This window comes from Pararhodospirillum oryzae (assembly GCF_007992075.1).
Lineage (GTDB): Bacteria > Pseudomonadota > Alphaproteobacteria > Rhodospirillales > Rhodospirillaceae > Pararhodospirillum > Pararhodospirillum oryzae.
Window position 1 is genome coordinate 1 of sequence record NZ_BJZO01000005.1, and the last position, 19887, is coordinate 19887.

The window sequence follows — 19887 nt, forward strand, 5'->3', positions numbered from 1 at the left end:
GTTTCGACAAGGACTCGCTTCGATGCATGATCTGAAAGCCATTCGCGACAACCCCGAGGCCTTCGACCGCGCCCTGGCCCGGCGGGGCATGGAACCGGCGTCGGCCGGGATCCTGGCCCTGGACCAGGAGCGTCGGGCCGCCCAGACCGCGCTCAACGACATGCAGGCCCGGCGCAACGATGTGTCGCGGCGCATCGGCGAGATTCGCAAGGCCGGGGGCTCGGCCGAGGCGGAAGCCAGCGAGGTCGCGGCCTTGAAGGCGCGCATGGCCGAGGTCGAGGAGCAGGCGCGGCGCGTGGGCGAGGACCTGGACGCCCGGCTGATGAGCCTGCCCAACACGCTGGACGACACGGTGCCCGACGGCCCCGACGAAACCGCGAACGTCGAGGTCCGCCGCTGGGGCACGCCCCGGACGTTTGATTTCCCGGTTCTGGATCACGTGGACCTGGGGGGCCGGCTGGGCGGCATGGATTTCGAGGCGGCGGCCCGCCTGTCGGGGGCGCGCTTCGTGGTGCTGCGTGGTCAGGTGGCCCGCCTGGAGCGCGCCCTGGCCCAGTTCATGCTGGACCTGCACACCACCGAGCACGGCTACACCGAAACCTGGACGCCGGCCCTGGTGCGCGAGCCGGCCTTGCTGGGCACCGGCCAGTTGCCCAAGTTCGCCGAGGATCTGTTCAAGCTGGAGCAGGGCTATTACCTGATCCCCACCGCCGAGGTCACCTTGACCAATCTGGTGGCTGGCCAGATCGTGGGCGCCTCCACCTTGCCCTTGCGCATGACCGGCCTCACCCAGTGCTTTAGGGCCGAGGCGGGGGCCGCCGGGCGTGATACCCGGGGCATGATCCGCCAGCATCAGTTTGAAAAGGTCGAGATGGTCTCGATCGTCGCCCCCGAGGAGTCGGAGGCCGAGCTGGAGCGCATGACCGCCTGCGCCGAGGCGGTGTTGCAGCGCCTGGAACTGCCCTATCGGGTGATGGCCCTGTGTTCGGGCGACATCGGTTTCGGGGCGCGGCGCACTTACGACCTGGAAGTCTGGCTGCCGGCCCAGAACACCTACCGCGAAATCTCGTCTTGCTCCAACACGGGTGATTTCCAGGCCCGGCGCATGAACGCCCGCTTCAAGGTGGAAGGCGAGAAGGGCACGCGCTTTGTCCACACCCTGAACGGCTCGGGGCTCGCGGTCGGGCGCTGCCTGGTCGCGGTTTTGGAAAACGGCCAGAACGCCGATGGCTCGGTCACCGTGCCGGCGGTCTTGCGCCCCTACATGGGTGGCCTTGAACGGATCGGAGGCTGACGGCCATGTTTCCCCCCCTGACCGACCTGGGGTCGGCGCGCATCCTGGTTTCCAACGACGATGGCATCGACGCCGAGGGCCTGGCGCTTCTGGAGCGCGTGGCCCGCACGCTGTCAAACGATGTGTGGGTGGTGGCGCCCGAGCGCGAGCGCAGCGGCGCCGGGCACGCCTTGACCCTGCACGATCCCTTGCGCCTGATCCGGCACGGGGAACGCCGCTTCGCCGTCAGCGGAACCCCCACCGACTGCGTGCTGGTGGCGGTCAATCACCTGCTGAAGGACCGCGCGCCCGATCTGGTGCTGTCGGGGATCAATCGGGGGGGGAACCTGGGCGAGGATGTCCACTATTCGGGCACGGTCGCGGCCGCCCTGGAAGGCACCTTGCTGGGCTTTCGCGCCATCGCGCTGTCGCAGGTGATCGAGGGCACCCCGCCCCAGCCCTTCGCCGCCGCCGAGGCCCTGGCCCCCGATCTGATCCGGCGCGCCTGCGCCCGGCCGTGGGCGCGCAACGTGCTGATCAACGTCAACTTCCCCTCGTGCGCGCCGGAGGCGGTGGCCGGGGTCGAGCTGGTCCGCCAGGGCAAGCGCAAGATCGGCGACCAGATCCAGGAGCGGTTCGATCCGCGCGGGCGCCCGTACATGTGGATCGGCCCCCAGCGCAACGAGGACCGCTTCGCTGTCGGCACCGATCTGGAAGCCGTGTGCCGCAACGTGGTGACGGTGACGCCCTTGGGCGTGGACATGACCCACGAGGCCACGCTGGCCAGCCTGGCCGGCGCTTTTTGATCCGCTGCCCTTCCTGGCGGGGGCGGGGCCTGGCACGGTCCCGCCTCCTTGGGGAGGCACGCGGCCGGCGCGCCCTCATGCCGGGGGCGTGCCGCCCGGGTCGCCTTGCGCCTGGGCCCGGTAGGCCGACGGCGTGGTGCCCAGGCGGCGCTTGAACGAGGTGGAAAAGGCGGCCGGCGCGTCGTAGCCCAGATCCAGGGCCACGGCGGTGACGGAGTCGCCCTGGGCGAGGCGGGGCAGGGCGGCCAGCAGGCAGGCTTGCTGACGCCAGGCGCCAAAGCTCATGCCGGTTTCGCGGCGAAAGGCGCGGGTGAACGCGCGTCGTTCCAGGCCCAGGGCCGTGCTCCAGGCCTCGATGGTCACGTTGATCCGGGGCGCGGCGAGGTAGGCCGTGCACAAGCGCCCCAGGGCCCGCGAGCGGGGAAAGGGGAGGGTCAGCGGTACCGTCGGCGCCCGGTCGACCTCGGCCGCCAGCAGGCGCATGACCAGCCCGTCGCGCCCCCCTTCGTCGTACTCAGCGGGAAGGTCCACGGCGGCCCCGATCAGCGCGTCGAGAAGGGGCGCGATCTCCAGCACCTCGCACCCCGGGCCCCGGTTCGGGCACAAGCCGGGATCGAACCACATGTTGCACGCCCGGCTGCCCGGGCGCAGGTGGACCGCGTGGGTCACGCCCTCGGGGATCCACACCCCGCGCCCGGGCGGGGCCACCCACGCGCCTTCGCGCGTGTCCACGCTGATCACCCCGGCCAGGGCGTGAAACAGCTGCGCCCTCTGATGGTGATGGGCGGGCCGCAGCGCCCCCGTGGGGTGATGATTCGCGATCGCGATCACCGGGCGCGCCACGGCCTGGTAGGTGTCGTAGGAAGCGTTGCGCATTTTTGTCCCACTCGCGAAAGGGCAGGCCCCACCCACGAAAGCAGGACGCGGCCGGCTCGTCTAGACTGCCTGAAGGAAAGGAGGGGCCCCGCCTTTCCTTCCCGATCTCCCTTCCCGTGCCGAGAGTCCCCCTCATGACCGCCCTTGCCCCGACGGCCGGTGTGCCGCCTGCTTCGTCCGCGTCCGTTTCCCTTGAGCCGGCGGGACTGCCGCCCCGCTCCCGGCTCGCCGTCAGTTTGTGCATTTTGTGTGGCGTGGCCCTGATGAGCCTGGATAGCGCCATTGCCACCCTGGCCCTGCCCACGCTGTCGCAGGAGCTGGCGGCATCCAAGGCGGCCACGGTGTGGGTGGTCAACGGCTATCAGGTGGGCACCGCCGTGTGCCTGCTGCCGGCGGCGGCCTTGGGCGAGATCCTGGGGTTGCGCCGGGTTTACTCCTTCGGGCTGCTGCTGTTCACCGCAGCGTCGCTGGCGTGCGCGCTGTCGGGGTCGCTCGGCTGGCTGATCGCCGCCCGGGTGGTGCAGGGCGTGGGGGGCGCCTGCCTGGCCGCCGTGGGGCCGGCCATGATCCGCCACATCTTCCCCCGTTCCATGATCGGGCGCGGGCTTGCGATGATTGCCATGGTGGTGGCGGTGTCCGGGGCCGCCGGGCCGTCCATCGGCGCCCTGGTGCTGGAGGTGGCCTCCTGGCCGTGGCTGTTCCTGGTCAATCTGCCGATCGGGGTTCTGGCCCTGGTGCTGTTCTGGGTCCTGGCCCCGGCCCCGCCCGCCACCCCGCGCCCGTTCGATTTCGTTGGAGCCGTGCTCAGCGCCGTTTCCCTGGGCCTGGTGGTGGTGGGTGTCGATGGCCTGGGCCGGGTGGAAACCGCCTGGGCGGTGGGGGCAATCGTGGCCGGGCTGGTCGGGCTGGCCGGATTGATCGCTCAGCAATCCCGGCGATCCGACCCCTTGGTTCCCCTGGATCTGCTGGCCATTCCCCTTTTCGCCCTGTCCATCGTCACCTCGATGTGCTCGTATGCCGCGCAGATCCTGGCCTATGTCTCGTTGCCGTTCCTGCTGCAAGGACTGATGGGCAAGTCGGCCCTGGCCACCGGCCTTCTGGTCACGCCGTGGCCGTTGATGGTGGCCGTGGCCGCGCCCCTGGCCGGGCGTCTTAGTGCCCGCTGGCCGGCGTCGGTCCTGAGCAGCCTGGGCCTGGGCACCCTGGCCCTGGGGCTGGCCTTGCTGGCCACCTTGCCCGGGCACCCCTCCGACGTGGATATTGTCTGGCGCATGGCGCTTTGCGGGCTGGGCTTCGGCTTTTTCCAGACCCCCAACAACGCGACCTTGATGACGGCCGGGCCGGTGCGCCGCTCGGGGGCGGCGGGGGGCATGCTGGCGGTGGCGCGGGTGTCGGGCTGGTGCGCCGGCTCCACGATCGTGGCCCTGCTGCTGGCCGGGGCCGGTCCCGGGGCGCCCGTGTGGTGCCTGGGCGTGGCGGCGGGGCTGGCGGGCGTGGGCGCCCTGGTCAGCGTGTCGCGCGCCCGGGTGTAGGAATGGGGAGTGCCTCCGGCCCCCTGTGCGGAAGGGGCCGGAGGCCTTCAGGGGGGCTGGAGCCTCTCCGTTTCACCTTGAAACAGACAGGCTCCGGATTCCTTTGCTTGAGTTTGTCTCTTCGGGAAAAGCGCTGCCCACTTTTACCGGACAAACTCCAGGGCACGGCAAGGCAAGGGAGAGGACGCCCGCTTACCAAGCCGGCAGGATGGCCCCCTTGAAGTGGGTTTCGATGAACGCCTGCACCTCGGGCGACTGGTAGGAAGCGACCAGAAGTTTCAGGTCGGCGCGATCCACATCCCCGGCCCGGGCGGCGATGAAATTGCCATAGGGGTTGCCGACGCGCGGTTCCTGGGCGATGGCGTCGGTGGCGGGATGCAAGCCGGCATCGACGGCGTAGCCCGTGTTGATGACGGCGGCGTCAAGGTCCCCCAGCGCGCGCGGCAGTTGGGCGGCTTCCAGTTCAAGGATTTTCAGGTTTTTCGGGTTGCTCGTGATGTCGAGCGGACTGGCCGCGCTGCCCTTGGTGTCGCGCAGCGTAAGAAGCCCGGCACTCGCCAGCAGCCGGAGCGCCCGGTCGCCGTTCGAGGGATCGTTGGGGATCCCGATCCGGGCGCCTTCCTTCAGGTCGGCCACGCTTTTCACGCTTTTCGTGTAAAGACCGATGGGCTCAACGATCGTAAAGCCGATGGGCACGATCTTGTATCCCCGCGCGGCGATCTGCGAGTCCAGGTAGGGCTTGTGCTGGAAGGCGTTGGCGTCAAGCTCGCCCGCGTTCAGCGCCTCGTTGGGCAAGGCGTAGTCGGTAAAGGGGATCAGCTCGACGGCAAGCCCTTTCGAGGCGGCAACCTTCTGGACAACCTCGGCGATTTGTTCCTCGGCCCCGGCCATCACGCCCAGCTTGAGGGGCTGGGCCGCGAAGGAGGGGGTCCCCAGGCTCAGCGCCAGGGCACCGGCGGCCAGGGACAACAGCGCGCGCCGTCCCAGCCGCGCGAAAGGCGCGTGTCGTTCAAGCCGCGCGAAAGGCGCGTGTCGTTCAAGCCGCGCGAAAGGGGTGTTTCGATTGAACAGCGCAACCCGCAGGGAAAAGCTCATGATATCCGTGTTCCTTCGTCGTTTCGGTCTGTGAGGCTGGATGGGTGGCGCCGGATCCGGGGGCCGGATGCGCGTGGCCCCCGGAACAGGCGTTCCGTCAGGCGGGGGCGCCGCGGGCGGCGAGAACCCGCCGGGCCGCGCGCTCGGCGTGATCGACCCGCCGGTAAATCCGCCGGTCCATGTCCTTGAACGTCCAGTCGGACGCAAAGAACGTAAAGCCGCCCCGCTCGGCGACGACAATGCCAGCCGACCGGCCGGCGACTTCGATGATAAAGGCGTTGTGATGGGTCATGGCACTGTGCTCCCCCCAGTCGCCGTGCATCCAAGGCACCGGGACCGACTGGGCCACTAAAGGGCGAAACAGGGTGTTGGGATGAAGGTGTGGCGCGTCAGGCGCGACAACACAGTCCACAACGGCACATGCACCGCATGACCAGGGACGAAAGGCCGGCAGAAAGCGGCGGTTCGACAAGCAGCACAGGGGAGGTGAAGAACATTCCGGTCTTCCTTTTCAAAAAAGGGACCACGACCGGGATCGTGGCGCTTTAGCGTTTGGTTTCGCGGCGCAAGCTGCTGTCAAACGACCGCGGTTCCCCTTCCTTGAGGGAACGAGGGGAGCATAAAACGAGGAACAGGGGGTGTCAACACGGATTCTACAAAATTCGTGTTGGTTGGTTTTGTGGTTTGTTCGTTCGTAGTGTGTTTTGTGAAATTAATTACACAATAATTATGTGAAAATAGGGGGTGATGCTTCGGCGCACGGCGTCGGGGGGCACGCGGCCCTCGAAAGGAAGGGCCCACGCGCGCATGAAAAAAGGGGGGGCCGGGGGATGTGCCCCAGCCCCCCCGTTCGGGTCGGAAAGAACCTAGTTCAGGAAGCGGAAGCGCAAGGTGCCGGGGATGGCGGCCAGGGCCTTGCGGAAGCCCTCGCCAGCTTTCAGGTCCTTTTGCACGTCCACGACCACGTAGCCGACGTTGGGGTCGGTCATCAGGTACTGGCCGCTGATGTTGATCCCATGGCGCGAGAACAGATCGTTGATCTGGCTCATCACGCCGGGGACGTTGCGGTGGATGTGCAAGAAGCGGGTGACATTGGACTGCTGGGGCAAGGCCACCTCGGGGAAGTTGACGGCGCCCAGGGTCGAGCCATCATCCGAGTACTTGACCAGCTTTTCCGCGACCTCGCGGCCGATGCCCGCCTGCGCTTCCTCGGTGGAACCGCCGATGTGCGGGGTGAGCAGCACGTTGCGCAGGCCCCGCAGCGGGCTTTGGAACTCCTCGCGGGCCGAGGCCGGTTCCTTGGGGAAAACGTCGATGGCGGCGCCGGCCAGCTTGTCGCGCTTCAAGGCGTCGGCCAGGGCATCAATGTCCACCACCTTGCCCCGCGAGGCGTTGATCAGCATCGCGCCGTCGCGCATGGCGGCGATCTGGTCGGCGCCGATCAGGCCCCGGGTTTCCGGGGTGTCGGGCACGTGCAGGCTGACCACGTCGGACGCCGCCAGCAACTCGTTCAGGCTTTCGCACGGGCGGGCGTTGCCGATGGCCAGCTTTTCAACGATATCGTAGTAGACCACGGTCATGCCCATGGACTCGGCCAGCACCGAGACCTGGGATCCGATATGGCCATAGCCCACCAAGCCCAGGGTCTTGCCGCGCACCTCGTGGCTGCCGTCGGCCGACTTGTCCCATTCGCCGGCGTGGCAGCCCCACGAGCGGCGCGGGATGCCGCGCATCAGCATGACGGTTTCGGCGATCACCAGCTCGGCGACCGAACGGGTGTTGGAATAGGGCGCGTTGAACACCGGAATGCCGAGGGTCTCGGCGCATTCCAGGTCAACCTGATTGGTGCCAATGCAAAAACAGCCGACCGCCATCAGCTTTTCCGCCGCCTCGAAAATCGGGCGGGTCAACTGGGTGCGCGAGCGGATGCCGATCATGTGGGCGTCGCGAACCTTTTCCTTCAGCGCGTCGCCGTCCAGGGCCCCCTTCAGGTGCTCGATGTTGGAATAGCCCCGGTTGTGGAAATATTGCACGGCATTGTCGTGAATGTTTTCGAACAAGACGATACGAATCTTGTCCTTGGGCAGCGACAGATTGCTCACGGCCGATCCTTCTTTTTCTGCGGCGTCCGCCTTGTGGGGAGAGCCAGGCCGCCTTCCCGGCCAGGCCCTGGGGTGGCGGGGTGACACGCCCGGTCGGGGCCTTCCCCGGCGCAAGAACCCGAACGCCAATCCCTGGGAAGAACGGCGCGGACCCTGCGATCCGATTGCGGTGTCATGGGCCCTCTGGTTATCATGAAATCGTCGATGGAGGAAAAGGAGAATCCGCCCATGACGGTCGAGGCACGCCTGCGCGATCAGGGGATCATCCTGCCCGAGCCGGCCCAGCCGGTTGCCAACTATGTCCCCTGGGTCCGGGAGGGGAACCTGGTGTATGTGTCGGGGCAACTGCCCCTGGTCGGCGGCACCCCGCAGGGGGTGGGCGTGGCCGGCGAATCCATCTCGGTCGAAGAGGCCCAGGCGGCGGCGCGGCTGTGCGCCATCAACCTGATTGCCCAGGTGCGGGTGGCCTGCGCGGGCGATCTGGAGCAGGTGGCGCGGGTGGTGCGCCTGACTGGATTCGTCAACGCCGTGCCCGGATTCACCGCCCACCCGGCGGTGGTGAATGGCGCGAGCGACCTCATGGTCGAAGCCTTCGGCGATCGGGGCCGCCATGCGCGGGTGGCGGTGGGGGTGTCGAGTCTGCCGCTTGGCGTGTGCGTCGAGGTCGAGGGGCTGTTCGCCCTGGCCTGACCCGCCCATCGGGACGGCTTGCCGCCGGGGGGGAACCTCCCCATTTCCGGCGGGACCGTCCGAGAAGGAGGCGCCCCATGCCCCACGCCACGGGATCCCTGGCCCTGCGCTTCGTGCAGGCAATCGACGACGTGCCCGCGTCTTCGTGGGACGCCTGCGCCGGCCCCGACAACCCTTTCGTGTCCCATGCCTTCCTGAATGCCCTGGAAGCCTCGGACTCGGTGGGCGAGGGCAGCGGGTGGGCCCCCCTGCACGCGGTGCTCGAAGACGGGCAGGGCCGGGTGCGGGCCTGCGCGCCCTTGTATCTCAAGGCCCATTCCTATGGCGAATACGTCTTCGATTGGGAATGGGCCCGCGCCTGGGAAAAGGCGGGCGGGCGCTATTATCCCAAGGCACAGGTGGCCGTGCCCTTTACCCCGGTCACCGGGCCGCGCCTGCTGGTCGCGCCTTGCGAGGAGGGCGAGCGGGACGCCACCCAGGGCCTGCTGGCCGAGGGCATTGTCAGCCTGACCCGGCGCCTGGGCCTTTCCGGCCTGCATGTCACCTTCTGTTCCGAGGCCGAGGCCCGGTTGCTGGAAAGCCAGGGCTTTCTGGCGCGCCAGGGGTTCCAATACCATTGGGACAATCCCGGCTATCGCGACTTCGACGACTTCCTGGCCACCCTCACCTCGCGCCGGCGCAAGGCGATCCGCAAGGAGCGTGAGCGCGCCAATGCCCAGGGCGTGCGCTTTGTCACCTTGCGCGGGGCCGCGATCGAGCCCCGCCACTGGGCGGCCTTCGACCGTTTTTACCGCGACACGGTCGATCGCAAATGGGGGGGCGCCTACCTGACCGAGGATTTCTTCCCCCGCCTGGGCCAGGCCCTGGGCGATCAGGTGGTTCTGATCATGGGCGAGGAGGAGGACGGCGGCGCCCTGGTGTGCGGGGCGCTCAACCTGGTGGGGGGCACCACCTTGTTCGGCCGGACCTGGGGCGCGGCCGGTCCCTACCGTTTCTTGCACTTCGAGGCCTGTTATTACCGCGCCATGGATTACGCCATCGCGCACGGACTGACCCGGGTCGAGGCCGGGGCCCAGGGCGAGCACAAGCTGAGCCGGGGGTATCGGCCGCAACCCACGTGGTCGGCGCACTGGATCGCCGACCGGGCCTTTCGCGCGGCGGTGGCCGATGCCCTGTCGCGCGAGCGGATCCATGTCGCCCAGGCCATGGCCCAGCTGGCCGAGGCCACCCCCTTTCGCTGCGAGGAGTCCTTGCCGTGACCGATCCGCTGCGGGCCATCCTGGCCGGTGCGCTGGACCTGGACCCTATCTTGCCCGTGTCCGAGCGCCTTTTGTCGGTCTGGTTCGGGCCCAAGGCCGAACGCGACGAGACAGCCACCCAAAGCTGGTGGTTCACGTCGTCCGACGTGGTGGACGCCACCTTGATCGCGCTGTTCAGCCAGGATGTGGGCAACGCGCTTTCGGGGCGCCTGGACGCCTTGCTGGAAACGCCGCCGGGTGCCCTTAGTCTGGTCTTGCTGCTAGATCCCCTGCCGCGCCATTTGTGGCGGGGGCATTCCCGGGCCTTTGCCGGCGATGGGCGGGCCCGCGAAACGGCGATCGAGATTTTGCGCCGGGGCCATGACCGGGGGTTGCGGCCGGTGGAGCGTTTGTTTTGCTACCTGCCGTTCGTCCATGCCGAGGATCCGCTGGACCAGGAACGGGGCCTGGCCCTGGTCGAGGGCCTGGGGCATGCGCCCTGGTACGCCTACGCGGTCCGTCATGCCGAGGCCATCGATCGCTTCGGCCGCTTCCCCCAGCGCAACGCCGCCCTGGGCCGGCCCTCGACCCCCGAGGAAGAAGCGTACCTGCGCGACCCCGCCAATCAGTTTTAGAGCCCATCCCTTTTTAAGGAAAATGGATGGGCCCTGGGTTCGCTCATGAAACGTGCCCGTTCGGGAAAAGTGCGGCCCACTTTTCCCGGACAAACTCTAGCGCATGCGCAACGACCGGCTGGCGCTGCTGGCGAAGGGCCTGCGGGCCAGGGAGAAGGGGTTGGGCAGGCGCGAAAGCCGGTGCTGGACCCGGTCGCGGGCCTTGCGCAGGCGCACGGCCTCGATCAGCCGGCGATCCAGGAAGGCCCAGGTATTGGTCAGTCCCTCCGAGCTGTCCTCCAGCCAGACCAGCAAGGTCGAGGCATAGATGCCCGCGAGCTGGGCCCGCTTGGTGTAGAAGTTGATGTCCATGCTGCGATCCCCGGCCACCTGCCAGAGGCAATCCGCCGTGCGGTAGAGCGAGCGCACCGAGGCGGCGGCGTTGGTGGGCAGGGCCAGCACGGCCGCCGCCCGGCGCACGGCCTCGCGGTCGCCCGCCCAGCGCTCCAGGCGCAGGCGGATGGCAAGGCGGACCTTTTCATGCAGGCGTAGCGTCGAGGTGTCGGCCGCCGCCATGTCGGTGGCCATGCGCCGGTCGGCGAGATCAATGAAATGGGTGATGGCGGCCACCGCCCCCCCCGGAAAGGCCCGTTCGGCCGCTTCGGCGTCGAGGCCGGCCGCCTTCGCGCCCTCGCGCAAGGCGCGGAAGGTCCAGCCCTCGAACGGGATTCCGGGCAGGGCGGCGAGGACGATACGGTCCTTGATCTCGATCATGTCCATGAAAAGCACCCTTGGCGTAACGACCGGGGACCTGCGTCCCTACGGGACCTGCGTCCCTACGGGACCGACGCCCCCACTAGTTTTGAGGACTTCCAAGTCTAGGCGCTTGGGACCCGTCCCGCCAGCGCCTTGCGGATTTCCTCGACGAAGCCGAAGTCGCCCGGGTCGGCCAGGCGCCGGGGATAGAGGATCCCATCCAGGTGGTCGGTTTCGTGCTGCAAGACCCGGGCGTGAAACCCATGGGCCTCGCCCTCCACCGGTTCGCCGCGTTCGTTGAAACCCCGGTAGTGGATCGAGCGCGCGCGCGGAACCCGCCCCGTGAGCCCGGGGAGCGACAGGCATCCCTCCCACTCGGCGGCGGTGTCGGGGCCCAGGGGGTCCAGAGTCGGATTGATCAGCACCGAAAACGGCACCGCGCCCTGGTCGGGCCCCATCCGTTCGGCCGGCACCTGATAGACCAGCAGCCGCACGGAGGCGTGCACCTGGGGCGCGGCCAGCCCCACGCCCCCCGAATCGGCCAGGGTCTCGGCCATGTCCTCGATCAACCGGTGCAAGGCGGGATCGGTGAAATCGGTGACGGGCAACGCCGGTTTCAGCAGGACCGGGGTCCCCATGCGGGCGATTTTGAGAAGGGCCATCGGTCTGTTTCTCCTTCAAGACCCGGAAAATCCCCTGGCGGTCCGGGTTCGTGGCCTTTTTTATCGGGATGGGGGGCCGGAAACGAGTCCAAGCCTCTTTTCCTGGGCGATGGCCTGTGTTAACAAAGCCCCCCTCGGGCCGGTGCTTCACCGGATCCGCGCAGACGCTTCCGCCATAACGGCTCGTCCGCACCCTTTTTCGGTCCGCTTCGCGGTCCGGCGGGTTGGGGTTTTCTCCTCAATCGCCGGGACCCGGTTGGGTCGTTGTCAAAGGCTCGGAAACCGGATCGGCGAACAGACAGTGACGGATACAACATGGCGTCTCCTGGCACCCCTCCGCAAGGGGAGGGACCCAGGCGCCCCAGGCGAAGGAGATCGAACCCTGGTTCAGGTTCTGGTGCGCGACAACAACGTCGATCAGGCGTTGAAGGCGCTGAAGAAGAAGATGCAGCGCGAGGGTGTTTTTCGCGAGATGAAGCTGCGGCGTAATTTCGAGAAGCCCTCGGAAAAGAAGGCCCGCGAAAAGGCCGAGGCCGTCCGTCGCGCCCGCAAGCTGGAGCGCAAGCGCCTGGAGCGTGAAGGCTTCTAGTGCCGTTTCCGGGCAAGAGGGTTTCCTCTTGCCCCTGCGACCGCCAGGGCACGGGAGTCCCAACCAGCGGCCGGCTTTCCGGCCCGCTGTGTTCCAGGGTCGGCTTGCCGGTCTCTTGGGCACCCCCGTCCAGGCCGTTTTAGCGTTGACTGTCTGGGCCGCTCCGATCACCGCCCCCGCCATGCGCGCGGTTTGGGCGGTGTTGGCGCGTGGGCGCAACGGTCACTCCAGCCGGCCGTCGCGCAGGTGAATGGTGCGATCGGCCAGGACCTCCGCTTCCTCGGGATCGTGAGTGACCAGGAGCATGGTCATCCCCAGGCGCTGGCGCAAGGCGCCCACCTCGGTCCACAGCGTGCGCCGGGTGGCCGGATCCAGGCTCCCGAAGGGTTCATCAAGCAACAGCACCCGGGGCCGACGCGCCAGCGCCCGGGCCAGCGCGGCCCGCTGGCGCTCTCCCCCCGACAAGGTGGCCGGGCGCCGGGTGGCGCGGTGATCGATGGCGCACAGGGCCAGGGTCTCGCGCGCCCGCGCCCGGCGCTCTCCGGCCGCCTCCCGGTCGAACCACAGGGCCAGGCGCACGTTTTGCTCCACGCTCAGGTGCGGGAACAGGTGCAGATCCTGGCTCATGTAGCCCACCGCGCGCCGGTGCGCCGGAACCCGGGTCATCACCCGGTCGTCGAAGCGCACGTCGCCTTCGTGGGGCAGCAGGCCGGCAATGATCTTCAGCAGCGTGCTTTTGCCGGCCCCCGAGGGCCCGAGGACGGCCACGGCTTCCCCGGCCCCGACCCGGAGGTCAAGGGGACCCAGCACGGCGTTGGCAACCCGGTCAAGGAACAAGGCGGGCATGGCGGGCGGGCTTTCGCGACAAGGAGGAGGGCTCGCCAGCCAAAGCGCGCAGGGTCAGCAGCATGACGAAGGCAAGGCCCAGCAAGACCAGGGCGCAGGCAATGGCGATTTCGGTTTCGCCGCTGGCGATGTTCAGGAATACCGCCATGGGCAGGGTTTCGGTGTGCAGGCGGGTGGCGCCCGCGACCATCAAGGTGCCGCCGAACTCGCCCAGCGCCCGCGACCAGCCGAGCACGGCGGCACTGAGCAGGCCGCGCCCGGCCATGGGCACCTCGACCAGGAGAAAAACCCACACGGGCGCCAGGCCCAGCGTGGCCCCGACGGCGGCGAAATCGGGATCGACGGCCTGGAAGGCGGCCCGCGCGCTGCGCACCACGATCGAGGTGGCCACGTAGGTTTGGGCCAGAATCACCCCGGCCGGCGAGAACAGCAAGGTCAGGCCGGCGTCGGCGAGGACGTGGCCCAGGGGAGCCTCGCGCCCCAGCAGGAACAACAACCCCATGCCGGCGATCAAAGGCGGCGTGACCATGGGCAGGTCGAGCACCGTTTCCACGATCGCCTGCCCGGGGAAGGGGTGACGGGCCAGGAGATAGGCCGCCGGCACCCCCAGCAGCAGGGCCAGCGCGAGGGCGATCGCCGAGGTCCGCAGCGACAGCCCCACGGCGAACAGGGTTTCGCGCTGGCCCAGCGCCGTCCACAGGGCGGCGGGGGCCAGTTGGGCGGCAAGGGCCACGACCGCGCCCACGATGGTGAGCACGATCAAGGCCAGGGCCAGACCGGCCAGCCAGCGCCCGCCGCCCATGGAAAGGGTGCTCCGGATCACTGAGCGGCGGCGGGCAGGGGCTCGAAGCCCACCTTGGTGAAGGCGGCGATGCCCTCGGCCGAGCTGACCAGATCCAGGAACTGACGGGCGCGATCGGGGGCGGCGGCGGTGGACAGGATGCCGATGGTCACTTCCTCGGGATCGTACCACTCCAGGGGAATCGGCAGCGCGACCATGGTGTCGGCGTTTTGCAAGGTCACCGGGCGGCTGACAATGGCGGCGTCGGCGTCGCCCTTGGCGACGTACAGGCCCAGTTGCTGCACGGTGGTGGCGCGCGCGATCACGTTGGCGCGGATGGCGTCGCCCAGGCCGGAGGCGTCCAGGATCTGTTCGGCGCTGCGCCCCAGGGCCATGGCCGCCGGATCGCCCAGGGCCACGCGCACCCCGGGCTTGGCCAGGTCCTCGAAGCGGGTGATGGTGTCGGCCTTGGCCTTGGCCACGCCGACCACGGCGGTGTGGTAAACCAGCGGGCGGATATCGTGCAGCAGGCCCTTTTTCTCCAGGGCGTCGCTGTAGGGCTTGGTGCCGGCCAGGAAGAGATCGCCGCGTCCGGTGGCGTCCAGGCGGGTGATCAACTGGCCCATGCCGCCGTATTCAATCAACACCTCGACCCCGGTTTCCTTCTGGAAGCGGTCCGCCAGGGGCTGCACGCCGGGGCGCAGGCCCGCGCCCGAGTACACGAACAAGGTTTCGGCCCGGGCCAGGGGCGCGGCCAGGAGCACGGCCGCGACAAGGCAAGCGCCTTGCAGCACGGAGAACAGACGGGACATGGCAAAATCCTCCGGGATGGGGAACAAGGCGGGGGAGAAGAGAAAACGGGGCGCGGGGGAAAGGGGTTACAACGGGTCGGTGCGTCCGGGCGCGAGCGCGATGGCCTTGAGGCGGGCGTGCACCGCCTCGCCGGGCCGAAGCGCCAGGGCATCCCAGGACTTGCGGGAAATGCGGGCCAGCAGGCGGGTTTCGGTCGCGGGCTCGCCCAACGCCAGGATCACGGTGACTCCATGGCCGCCGGTGGGTTCGCCCGAGAGCACCCGGGCCGGCAACGCGTTGAGGATCGAGGTATCGAGGGGAGGCTGGCGGCCCAGGCTGACATCGCTGGCCAGGATGCGCAGCCGCCGGCGGGCCCCCGTCGCGCCCAGGGCCCCGGGCACATGCACCGTGCCCCCGGCAACCGCGAGCAAGGTCAGGTCATACGCGGCGTCGTAGCCGGTGATCGTGCCCATCAACACGGTGGCGGCGTGGGGCTGGTGGGTGAGCGGCAAGGCGGGATCGGCCAGCACGGCGGGCAACGGCCCTTGCGCCAGCACCCGCCCGCCTTCCATCAACACCAAGGTGTCGGCCAGGCGCTCGACCTCGGACAGGTCATGGCTGACGTAGACCACGGGAATCGACAAGGCGTCGTGCAGGCGCTCCAGGTAGGGCAGGATGTCGTCCTTGCTGGCGCGATCGAGCGCCGAGAGGGGCTCGTCCATCAGCAGCAGGCGCGGCTGCGACAGCAAGGCGCGGCCAATGGCGACACGCTGGCGCTCGCCCCCGGACAACTGGGGAACGGCGCGGGTGAACAGGCGCTCGATGCCCAGGAGGCCGACCACGTCGTCGAAGGGAATGGCGGCGCCGTTCTCGGGCTGGCTTCCGGCCGCGCTTCGGCGCCGGGCCCGGCGCAGGCCATAGCGCAGGTTGTCGCGCACCGACAGGTGGGGAAACAGGCTCGCTTCCTGGAACACGTAGCCCACGGGGCGCTGGTGGGGCGGCATGAACTGGCGGCCCGCCTGCCAGCACGCGCCATTGACATGCAATTCGCCCTCGTCCAGGCGGGTGAGGCCGGCCAGGCAGCGCAGCACGGTGGTCTTGCCGCAGCCCGAGGGGCCAAACAGGGCGCTCACCCCCCGGCCCGGGAGGTGAAAGGCGCAATCCAGGGAAAAGCTCCCCAGCCGGGCGGCGAAGCGCGCCGACAGGCCAGTGGAAGGGGGAGGCGCGGCGAAAGAAAGAGGGGAGGCGGCTGGCTGGGAAGCAGTCATCCGGCCCGCCTCCGGGCCAGCAGGCGCTCGGTGATCATCATGGACAGAATAACCAGGAACGAGAACAACAGCATGCCCGCCGAAATCAGGTGGGCCTGTTCCCAGCGCAGGGTTTCAACGTAGTCGTACAGCGCGATGGAAACGACCTTGGTTTCGCCGGGAATGCTGCCGCCGATCATCAGGACAACGCCAAACTCGCCCACCGTGTGGGCAAAGCCCAGCACGGCCCCGGTCAGCAGGCCCGGGCTGGCAAGAGGCAGGGCGACCGTGAAAAAACGGTCGAGCGGCCCGGCGCCCAAGGTGGCGGCAACCTCCAGGGGGCGCTCGCCCATGGCCTCGAAGGCGTTGCGGATCGGGTTGACGACAAAAGGCATGGAACAAACCACCGAGCCCACCACCAGGCCTTCGAAGCTGAAGGCCAGGGCCCGCCCGCCCAGGGCCTCGGCCAGGGGCGCCAGCGGGCTTTTGGGGCTCAGGAGCAGCAGCAGGTAAAAGCCCAGAACGGTGGGGGGCAGGACGATGGGCAGCGACACCAGGGCCACCACCACGTCCTTGATCCACGATCGCGCGCGGGCCAGCTTCCACGCGAGCGGGGTGCCCACCAGCAAGGTCACCAGGGTCGTCACGGCCGCAAGCCGCAAGGTCAGGGCAATGGCCTCGACAAGGGGGGGATCGATCATGCGGCCGTGTCCTCCTTGGGGCGGGGCGTTACGACGGGGTGCCGACGCCGTAGCCGTAGCGCTTGATGATCTCCAAGGCGGCCGGGCTCTTCAGGAATTCGACGTAGGCCTTGGCGGCCTCGCTGGCCTCGCCGGTCTTCAGCAGCACGGCGTCTTGCTTGATCGGGGTGTACATCTCCTGCGGGATCACCCAGCGCGAGCCGGCGGGGTCGTCGATGACCTGCGACAGGGCCACGAAGCCGAGCGCGGCGCTGCCCGAGGCGACGAACTGCTGGGTCTGCGAGATGTTGTTGCCCTGGACGATCTTGGGCTCCAGGCTTTCGAAAACGCCCATGGCCTTCATGGTTTCAAGGGCGGCGGCGCCATAGGGCGCGGTGGCCGGATTGGCGATGGCGATCTTCTCGAAGGTGCCCTTCTTCAACACCTCGCCCTGGTCGTCGATCAGGGCGGGATCGGTGCTCCACAGCACCAAGGTGCCAACGGCATAGGTGAAGCGGGTGTCGGGCACGGCCAGACCCTCGGTCTCGGCCTTGGCCGGGCGCTCGTCGTCGGCGGCCAGGAACACCTCGAACGGCGCTCCTTGCGTGATCTGGGTGTACAGCTGGCCGGTGGCGCCAAAGCTGTACTTCACGGTGTGGCCGGTTTCCTTGGTGAAGGCCTCGCCGATGTCCTTGGCGGCGGCGGTGAAGTTGGCGGCCACGGCCACCACGGTCTCGCCGGCGCGGGCGGCCTGCGGGGTCAGGGCCAGGCCCAGCACCAGGGCCAGGGGGGCGATCAGCGCGGCCCGGCGGGAAAAGCGTACCGAAGAACCGAACATTGCAAATGCTCCTCAGAATAAAGGCAAGGAAGCGGACAACCAGAGGCCCGCGACGGGCTGGGGGAGAACACGGGAAAGGATCGGACGCGAGGGGGCGGTCCAGCGGTGTCGGCGGTCGGTGGATCCGGAAGGCAGCCCCCTGCTTGCGGGTTTTGGGTTAGAGCATTCTCAGCCGGAATGGCACCATTTCGGCGGTCCGAAAATGCGAAAAATCAAAAAGTTAGAGCGCATTCGCTGATCCGTTTTGATCGGAATGCCCTCTAGTCCACGGCCAGGATGACGTGGCTGGCCTTGACCAGGGCGCACGCCCGGGTACCGGGCTGGAGATCAAGGGCATCGGCGCTTTCGCGGGTGATGATGGCGGCCACCGTCTTGGCGTCGCCGATGTCGAGGACGATGTCGCTGGTGATCACGCCATCGGTGCGGGTGCTGACAACACCGTGCAGCCGGTTGCGCACCGAGGTGCGGCCCAGGCCCTCCTCGCGGGCCAGCATGACGAAGGTGGATTTGACCAGGGCAAACACCTCGCGGCCCGGGGCCAGGGCGAGGTCGAGCAGGCTTTGTTCCGTGACGATGGCGGTCAGTTGCTGGCCCCGGGTCAGGTCCATGACCACCTCGGCATTGACCGGCCCCTCGATGATGCGGTTCACGGTGCAATGGAACATGTTGCGGGCACTGGTCTTCATCAGCAGGCTCCACAAGACGGGGGAGGGGGGCGCGTCGGGGTCCCCCAGGTGACGGGCCAACCGGCTCAGGAATCGATCCAGGTCGGCCTGGAGATCGGTGAAGGCATCAAGCACCCGCAACCCGGCCTCGGTCACCACCGTGCCGCCGCCATGGCGGCCGCCCGGGCTCGCGGTGACCAGGGGATGGCTGAACAGGTTGTTCATGGCGTTGACCGCTTCCCAGGCGGCCTTGTACGACAATCCAACCGCGCGCGCGGCGCCGGCGATGGATCCATGATCGCGAATCGCGGCCAGAAGGCGCAAACGGTCGGCGCCCATGCGGGTCGCGGGGTCACGTTGAACGGTCAGGGCCGCTTCCAGGTCGTGCTCGGGCACGCGGGGGCTCCTCCTGCCGGGGGTAAAACCCTGGCCTTCAGGGCGGCCAGGGGTCGTTATGGTCGAGAATGACATGGCGGTGCGTGTAAACCCACTTTACCGCCTTCGTTATGTCGCGTCTGTACATAACGAAGCCCAATCGCCGGGGTCTGTCAAGGCGGTGGTGCGCTGCATCAGGCCCCGCAGGCCCTGGCGCGAGGCGGGCCCGAGGCGCGGGGAGTGTTTGGGTTGAATAACCTAGGGATGCGACAAGATCCGTGGTTTTGCATCGCGAAGAGAGGAAGGCGCACGCAAGCGCTCGGGGGCCTGTACTCCCCTCATGGTTTGCCCCTCTTGCCGGGGGGCGCCGGTGACGGATTCCGTCCTTTCGCAAGGAGCCGTGAAACTGGGGGAGACGGTGGGGAAATTTTCTCGCGCTCCCCTGGGTGATCTGATAAAGGCACATCTCCTGAATAAAACCAGGGATAGAGCGGGCATGCCGGTGCCAGGGAGCGCGAGCGCGCTTCTGAAGGGATATCCTGAAAATATGTTCTGGAAACATGAGAGGGGCGGATGCGTGTTCTTGTGAGTATTCCCCATTATTTTCGGGAAGATCCGCAGTCAGCCTATGGTTCCGGACGGATGAAGGCCTCGGCCCGGGCTTCCTCCCTGGCCATGGCGCTGCACGGCCTGCTGGATCTGGAGAACGAAGCCTCCAGTCTCGTCGATTTCCGCCGGGAAAACGGGCGCCTTGCCGCCAACAGTGTCCCCGATCTGCGGTTCGAGATCGTGGTTTGCACGCTGGGCGACAACCATCTCATGGAAACCCTGGCCCCGGACCTTCGGGCCCGGGTTCATCATCAGCCGGCCCTGTGTCCTCCGGAAAAACTGGGGTTCATCGCCCAGCAGATCCTGGCTAATAACATGGGTAATTCATTTGATTTTTACGGGATCATGGAAGATGACGTATTGATTTCGGATCGTTATTTTTTTGATAAGCTGGCGTATTTTTCGAATGACACGAATAAAGTCCTGTTCCCGAATCGCTTCGAGATCGAGGAACACCGGCCGAACCGCAAATTATACGTCGATGGTCCCTATGGCTACGTTTCAAACCCGGAATTCGAGCACCTTCTGAACGACAGGCGCTCTTGTGATCTGGCTTGGGCGGGGGGCCTGGTCCGCCTGCAAAAGGTCGTGAACTCTCACGCGGGGTGTTTCTTCCTTTCGCGCGAGCAGATGCGGTTTTACCGGGCCGCACCGGCTTTCGGCGACCATGTGACGCAATACGTCAGTGCCCTGGAAAGCGCCATGACCTTTGGCGTGATGCGCACCTTCGATGTGTACAAGCCAGCCCGGGAAAACGCCGACTTCCTGGAAATCCGCCATCTGGGCGTGCGCCATCTGGTCGGGCCGGGGCAGGCCTGACC

General features: G+C 67.8%; 21 protein-coding genes. 8 read left to right on the top strand and 13 right to left on the bottom strand.

The genetic code is table 11. The features are described from left to right. The first annotated feature begins 22 nt into the window (after positions 1-22). Together serS and surE are read left to right on the top strand one after the other, a co-directional pair. Positions 23-1294, top strand: coding sequence for a serine--tRNA ligase (serS, locus tag ROR02_RS01445; RefSeq protein WP_147162227.1), 1272 nt, complete (start codon positions 23-25; stop codon positions 1292-1294). A gap of 5 nt (positions 1295-1299) precedes the next feature. Further along, on the top strand, positions 1300-2079 hold the full coding sequence (gene surE, locus ROR02_RS01450; protein WP_147162228.1) for a 5'/3'-nucleotidase SurE: 780 nt from the start codon (positions 1300-1302) through the stop codon (positions 2077-2079). Between the two features lie 75 nt (positions 2080-2154). On the opposite strand, the gene ROR02_RS01455 is transcribed toward surE, so the two are convergent. Further along, on the bottom strand, positions 2155-2955 hold the full coding sequence (locus tag ROR02_RS01455) for an AraC family transcriptional regulator (protein ID WP_147162229.1): 801 nt from the start codon (positions 2953-2955) through the stop codon (positions 2155-2157). A gap of 134 nt (positions 2956-3089) precedes the next feature. Here ROR02_RS01455 and ROR02_RS01460 point away from each other — a divergent pair, with 134 nt between their 5' ends. Further along, the gene (locus ROR02_RS01460; RefSeq protein ID WP_147162230.1) at positions 3090-4487 is read left to right on the top strand and encodes an MFS transporter; all 1398 of its coding nucleotides are present in this window, start codon (positions 3090-3092) and stop codon (positions 4485-4487) included. 192 nt (positions 4488-4679) lie between these two features. Here the strand turns inward: ROR02_RS01460 and ROR02_RS01465 are convergent, their stop codons facing one another. The 3 genes from ROR02_RS01465 to serA form a co-directional block, all read right to left on the bottom strand. Further along, complete coding sequence (locus ROR02_RS01465; RefSeq protein ID WP_147162231.1) at positions 4680-5582, bottom strand: MetQ/NlpA family ABC transporter substrate-binding protein; 903 nt, start codon at positions 5580-5582, stop codon at positions 4680-4682. A gap of 97 nt (positions 5583-5679) precedes the next feature. Beyond that, positions 5680-5874, bottom strand: a complete 195-nt coding sequence (locus ROR02_RS01470) for a hypothetical protein (protein ID WP_147162232.1) — start codon at positions 5872-5874, stop codon at positions 5680-5682. 574 nt (positions 5875-6448) lie between these two features. Beyond that, entirely contained in the window at positions 6449-7684 is a 1236-nt protein-coding gene (serA, locus tag ROR02_RS01475) for a phosphoglycerate dehydrogenase (protein ID WP_147162233.1), read from the bottom strand. A gap of 228 nt (positions 7685-7912) precedes the next feature. On the opposite strand from serA, the gene ROR02_RS01480 reads away from it, so the two are divergent. The 3 genes from ROR02_RS01480 to ROR02_RS01490 all read left to right on the top strand — a co-directional run bounded on the left by ROR02_RS01480 (position 7913) and on the right by ROR02_RS01490 (position 10247). Then, positions 7913-8374, top strand: a complete 462-nt coding sequence (locus ROR02_RS01480) for a RidA family protein (RefSeq protein ID WP_147162234.1) — start codon at positions 7913-7915, stop codon at positions 8372-8374. Positions 8375-8451: 77 nt separating this feature from the next. After that, positions 8452-9633: a GNAT family N-acetyltransferase gene (locus tag ROR02_RS01485; RefSeq protein WP_147162235.1), complete on the top strand. Its 1182-nt coding sequence runs from the start codon at positions 8452-8454 to the stop codon at positions 9631-9633. Further along, complete coding sequence (locus ROR02_RS01490) at positions 9630-10247, top strand: DUF924 family protein (protein ID WP_246135346.1); 618 nt, start codon at positions 9630-9632, stop codon at positions 10245-10247. Before ROR02_RS01485 ends, ROR02_RS01490 begins: the two co-directional genes overlap by 4 nt. Before the next feature lie 96 nt (positions 10248-10343). Here the strand turns inward: ROR02_RS01490 and ROR02_RS01495 are convergent, their stop codons facing one another. Together ROR02_RS01495 and def are read right to left on the bottom strand one after the other, a co-directional pair. Continuing rightward, positions 10344-11006 (bottom strand): COQ9 family protein, encoded by a 663-nt coding sequence (locus ROR02_RS01495; protein WP_147162236.1) that lies wholly within the window; start codon positions 11004-11006, stop codon positions 10344-10346. A 98-nt stretch (positions 11007-11104) separates the two neighbouring features. After that, a complete protein-coding gene (gene def / locus ROR02_RS01500) occupies positions 11105-11644 on the bottom strand; it encodes a peptide deformylase (protein ID WP_147162237.1) in 540 nt (179 codons plus the stop codon). Positions 11645-12026: 382 nt separating this feature from the next. On the opposite strand from def, the gene rpsU reads away from it, so the two are divergent. Further along, positions 12027-12233, top strand: a complete 207-nt coding sequence (gene rpsU / locus ROR02_RS01505; RefSeq protein ID WP_041797134.1) for a 30S ribosomal protein S21 — start codon at positions 12027-12029, stop codon at positions 12231-12233. Between the two features lie 222 nt (positions 12234-12455). Here rpsU and ROR02_RS01510 read toward each other — a convergent pair whose 3' ends face one another. The 7 genes from ROR02_RS01510 to ROR02_RS01540 form a co-directional block, all read right to left on the bottom strand. Next, on the bottom strand, positions 12456-13079 hold the full coding sequence (locus ROR02_RS01510) for an ABC transporter ATP-binding protein (RefSeq protein ID WP_147162238.1): 624 nt from the start codon (positions 13077-13079) through the stop codon (positions 12456-12458). Beyond that, a complete protein-coding gene (locus tag ROR02_RS01515) occupies positions 13060-13881 on the bottom strand; it encodes an ABC transporter permease (RefSeq protein WP_147162239.1) in 822 nt (273 codons plus the stop codon). Before ROR02_RS01515 ends, ROR02_RS01510 begins: the two co-directional genes overlap by 20 nt. A gap of 17 nt (positions 13882-13898) precedes the next feature. Next, positions 13899-14672, bottom strand: coding sequence for a molybdate ABC transporter substrate-binding protein (modA, locus tag ROR02_RS01520; protein WP_147162240.1), 774 nt, complete (start codon positions 14670-14672; stop codon positions 13899-13901). Between the two features lie 66 nt (positions 14673-14738). Next, positions 14739-15920 carry a molybdenum ABC transporter ATP-binding protein gene (gene modC, locus ROR02_RS01525; RefSeq protein WP_147162241.1) on the bottom strand — a complete coding sequence of 394 codons (1182 nt, stop codon included), beginning with the start codon at positions 15918-15920 and terminating at the stop codon, positions 14739-14741. Beyond that, positions 15917-16600 carry a molybdate ABC transporter permease subunit gene (modB, locus tag ROR02_RS01530; protein WP_147162242.1) on the bottom strand — a complete coding sequence of 228 codons (684 nt, stop codon included), beginning with the start codon at positions 16598-16600 and terminating at the stop codon, positions 15917-15919. Before modB ends, modC begins: the two co-directional genes overlap by 4 nt. A gap of 28 nt (positions 16601-16628) precedes the next feature. Continuing rightward, complete coding sequence (modA, locus tag ROR02_RS01535) at positions 16629-17417, bottom strand: molybdate ABC transporter substrate-binding protein (RefSeq protein WP_147162243.1); 789 nt, start codon at positions 17415-17417, stop codon at positions 16629-16631. Positions 17418-17677: 260 nt separating this feature from the next. Then, positions 17678-18478, bottom strand: a complete 801-nt coding sequence (locus tag ROR02_RS01540) for a TOBE domain-containing protein (protein ID WP_246135347.1) — start codon at positions 18476-18478, stop codon at positions 17678-17680. Positions 18479-19030: 552 nt separating this feature from the next. On the opposite strand from ROR02_RS01540, the gene ROR02_RS01545 reads away from it, so the two are divergent. Then, positions 19031-19885, top strand: coding sequence for a hypothetical protein (locus ROR02_RS01545; RefSeq protein ID WP_147162245.1), 855 nt, complete (start codon positions 19031-19033; stop codon positions 19883-19885). Positions 19886-19887: the final 2 nt, after the last annotated feature.

Excerpts from the sequence above, each read along its gene's own strand:
- ROR02_RS01455 (WP_147162229.1), bottom strand. The coding sequence starts at position 2,955 with ATGCGCAACGCTTCCTACGACACCTACCAGGCCGTGGCGCGCCCGGTG.
- modA (WP_147162240.1), bottom strand. The coding sequence starts at position 14,672 with ATGTCCCGTCTGTTCTCCGTGCTGCAAGGCGCTTGCCTTGTCGCGGCC.
- modC (WP_147162241.1), bottom strand. The coding sequence starts at position 15,920 with ATGACTGCTTCCCAGCCAGCCGCCTCCCCTCTTTCTTTCGCCGCGCCT.
- ROR02_RS01515 (WP_147162239.1), bottom strand. The coding sequence starts at position 13,881 with ATGGGCGGCGGGCGCTGGCTGGCCGGTCTGGCCCTGGCCTTGATCGTG.
- ROR02_RS01480 (WP_147162234.1), top strand. The coding sequence starts at position 7,913 with ATGACGGTCGAGGCACGCCTGCGCGATCAGGGGATCATCCTGCCCGAG.
- modA (WP_147162243.1), bottom strand. The coding sequence starts at position 17,417 with ATGTTCGGTTCTTCGGTACGCTTTTCCCGCCGGGCCGCGCTGATCGCC.
- serS (WP_147162227.1), top strand. The coding sequence starts at position 23 with ATGCATGATCTGAAAGCCATTCGCGACAACCCCGAGGCCTTCGACCGC.
- def (WP_147162237.1), bottom strand. The coding sequence starts at position 11,644 with ATGGCCCTTCTCAAAATCGCCCGCATGGGGACCCCGGTCCTGCTGAAA.
- ROR02_RS01545 (WP_147162245.1), top strand. The coding sequence starts at position 19,031 with ATGCGTGTTCTTGTGAGTATTCCCCATTATTTTCGGGAAGATCCGCAG.
- ROR02_RS01510 (WP_147162238.1), bottom strand. The coding sequence starts at position 13,079 with ATGCCCGCCTTGTTCCTTGACCGGGTTGCCAACGCCGTGCTGGGTCCC.
- ROR02_RS01495 (WP_147162236.1), bottom strand. The coding sequence starts at position 11,006 with ATGGACATGATCGAGATCAAGGACCGTATCGTCCTCGCCGCCCTGCCC.
- surE (WP_147162228.1), top strand. The coding sequence starts at position 1,300 with ATGTTTCCCCCCCTGACCGACCTGGGGTCGGCGCGCATCCTGGTTTCC.
- ROR02_RS01470 (WP_147162232.1), bottom strand. The coding sequence starts at position 5,874 with ATGACCCATCACAACGCCTTTATCATCGAAGTCGCCGGCCGGTCGGCT.
- modB (WP_147162242.1), bottom strand. The coding sequence starts at position 16,600 with ATGATCGATCCCCCCCTTGTCGAGGCCATTGCCCTGACCTTGCGGCTT.
- ROR02_RS01485 (WP_147162235.1), top strand. The coding sequence starts at position 8,452 with ATGCCCCACGCCACGGGATCCCTGGCCCTGCGCTTCGTGCAGGCAATC.
- ROR02_RS01465 (WP_147162231.1), bottom strand. The coding sequence starts at position 5,582 with ATGAGCTTTTCCCTGCGGGTTGCGCTGTTCAATCGAAACACCCCTTTC.
- ROR02_RS01460 (WP_147162230.1), top strand. The coding sequence starts at position 3,090 with ATGACCGCCCTTGCCCCGACGGCCGGTGTGCCGCCTGCTTCGTCCGCG.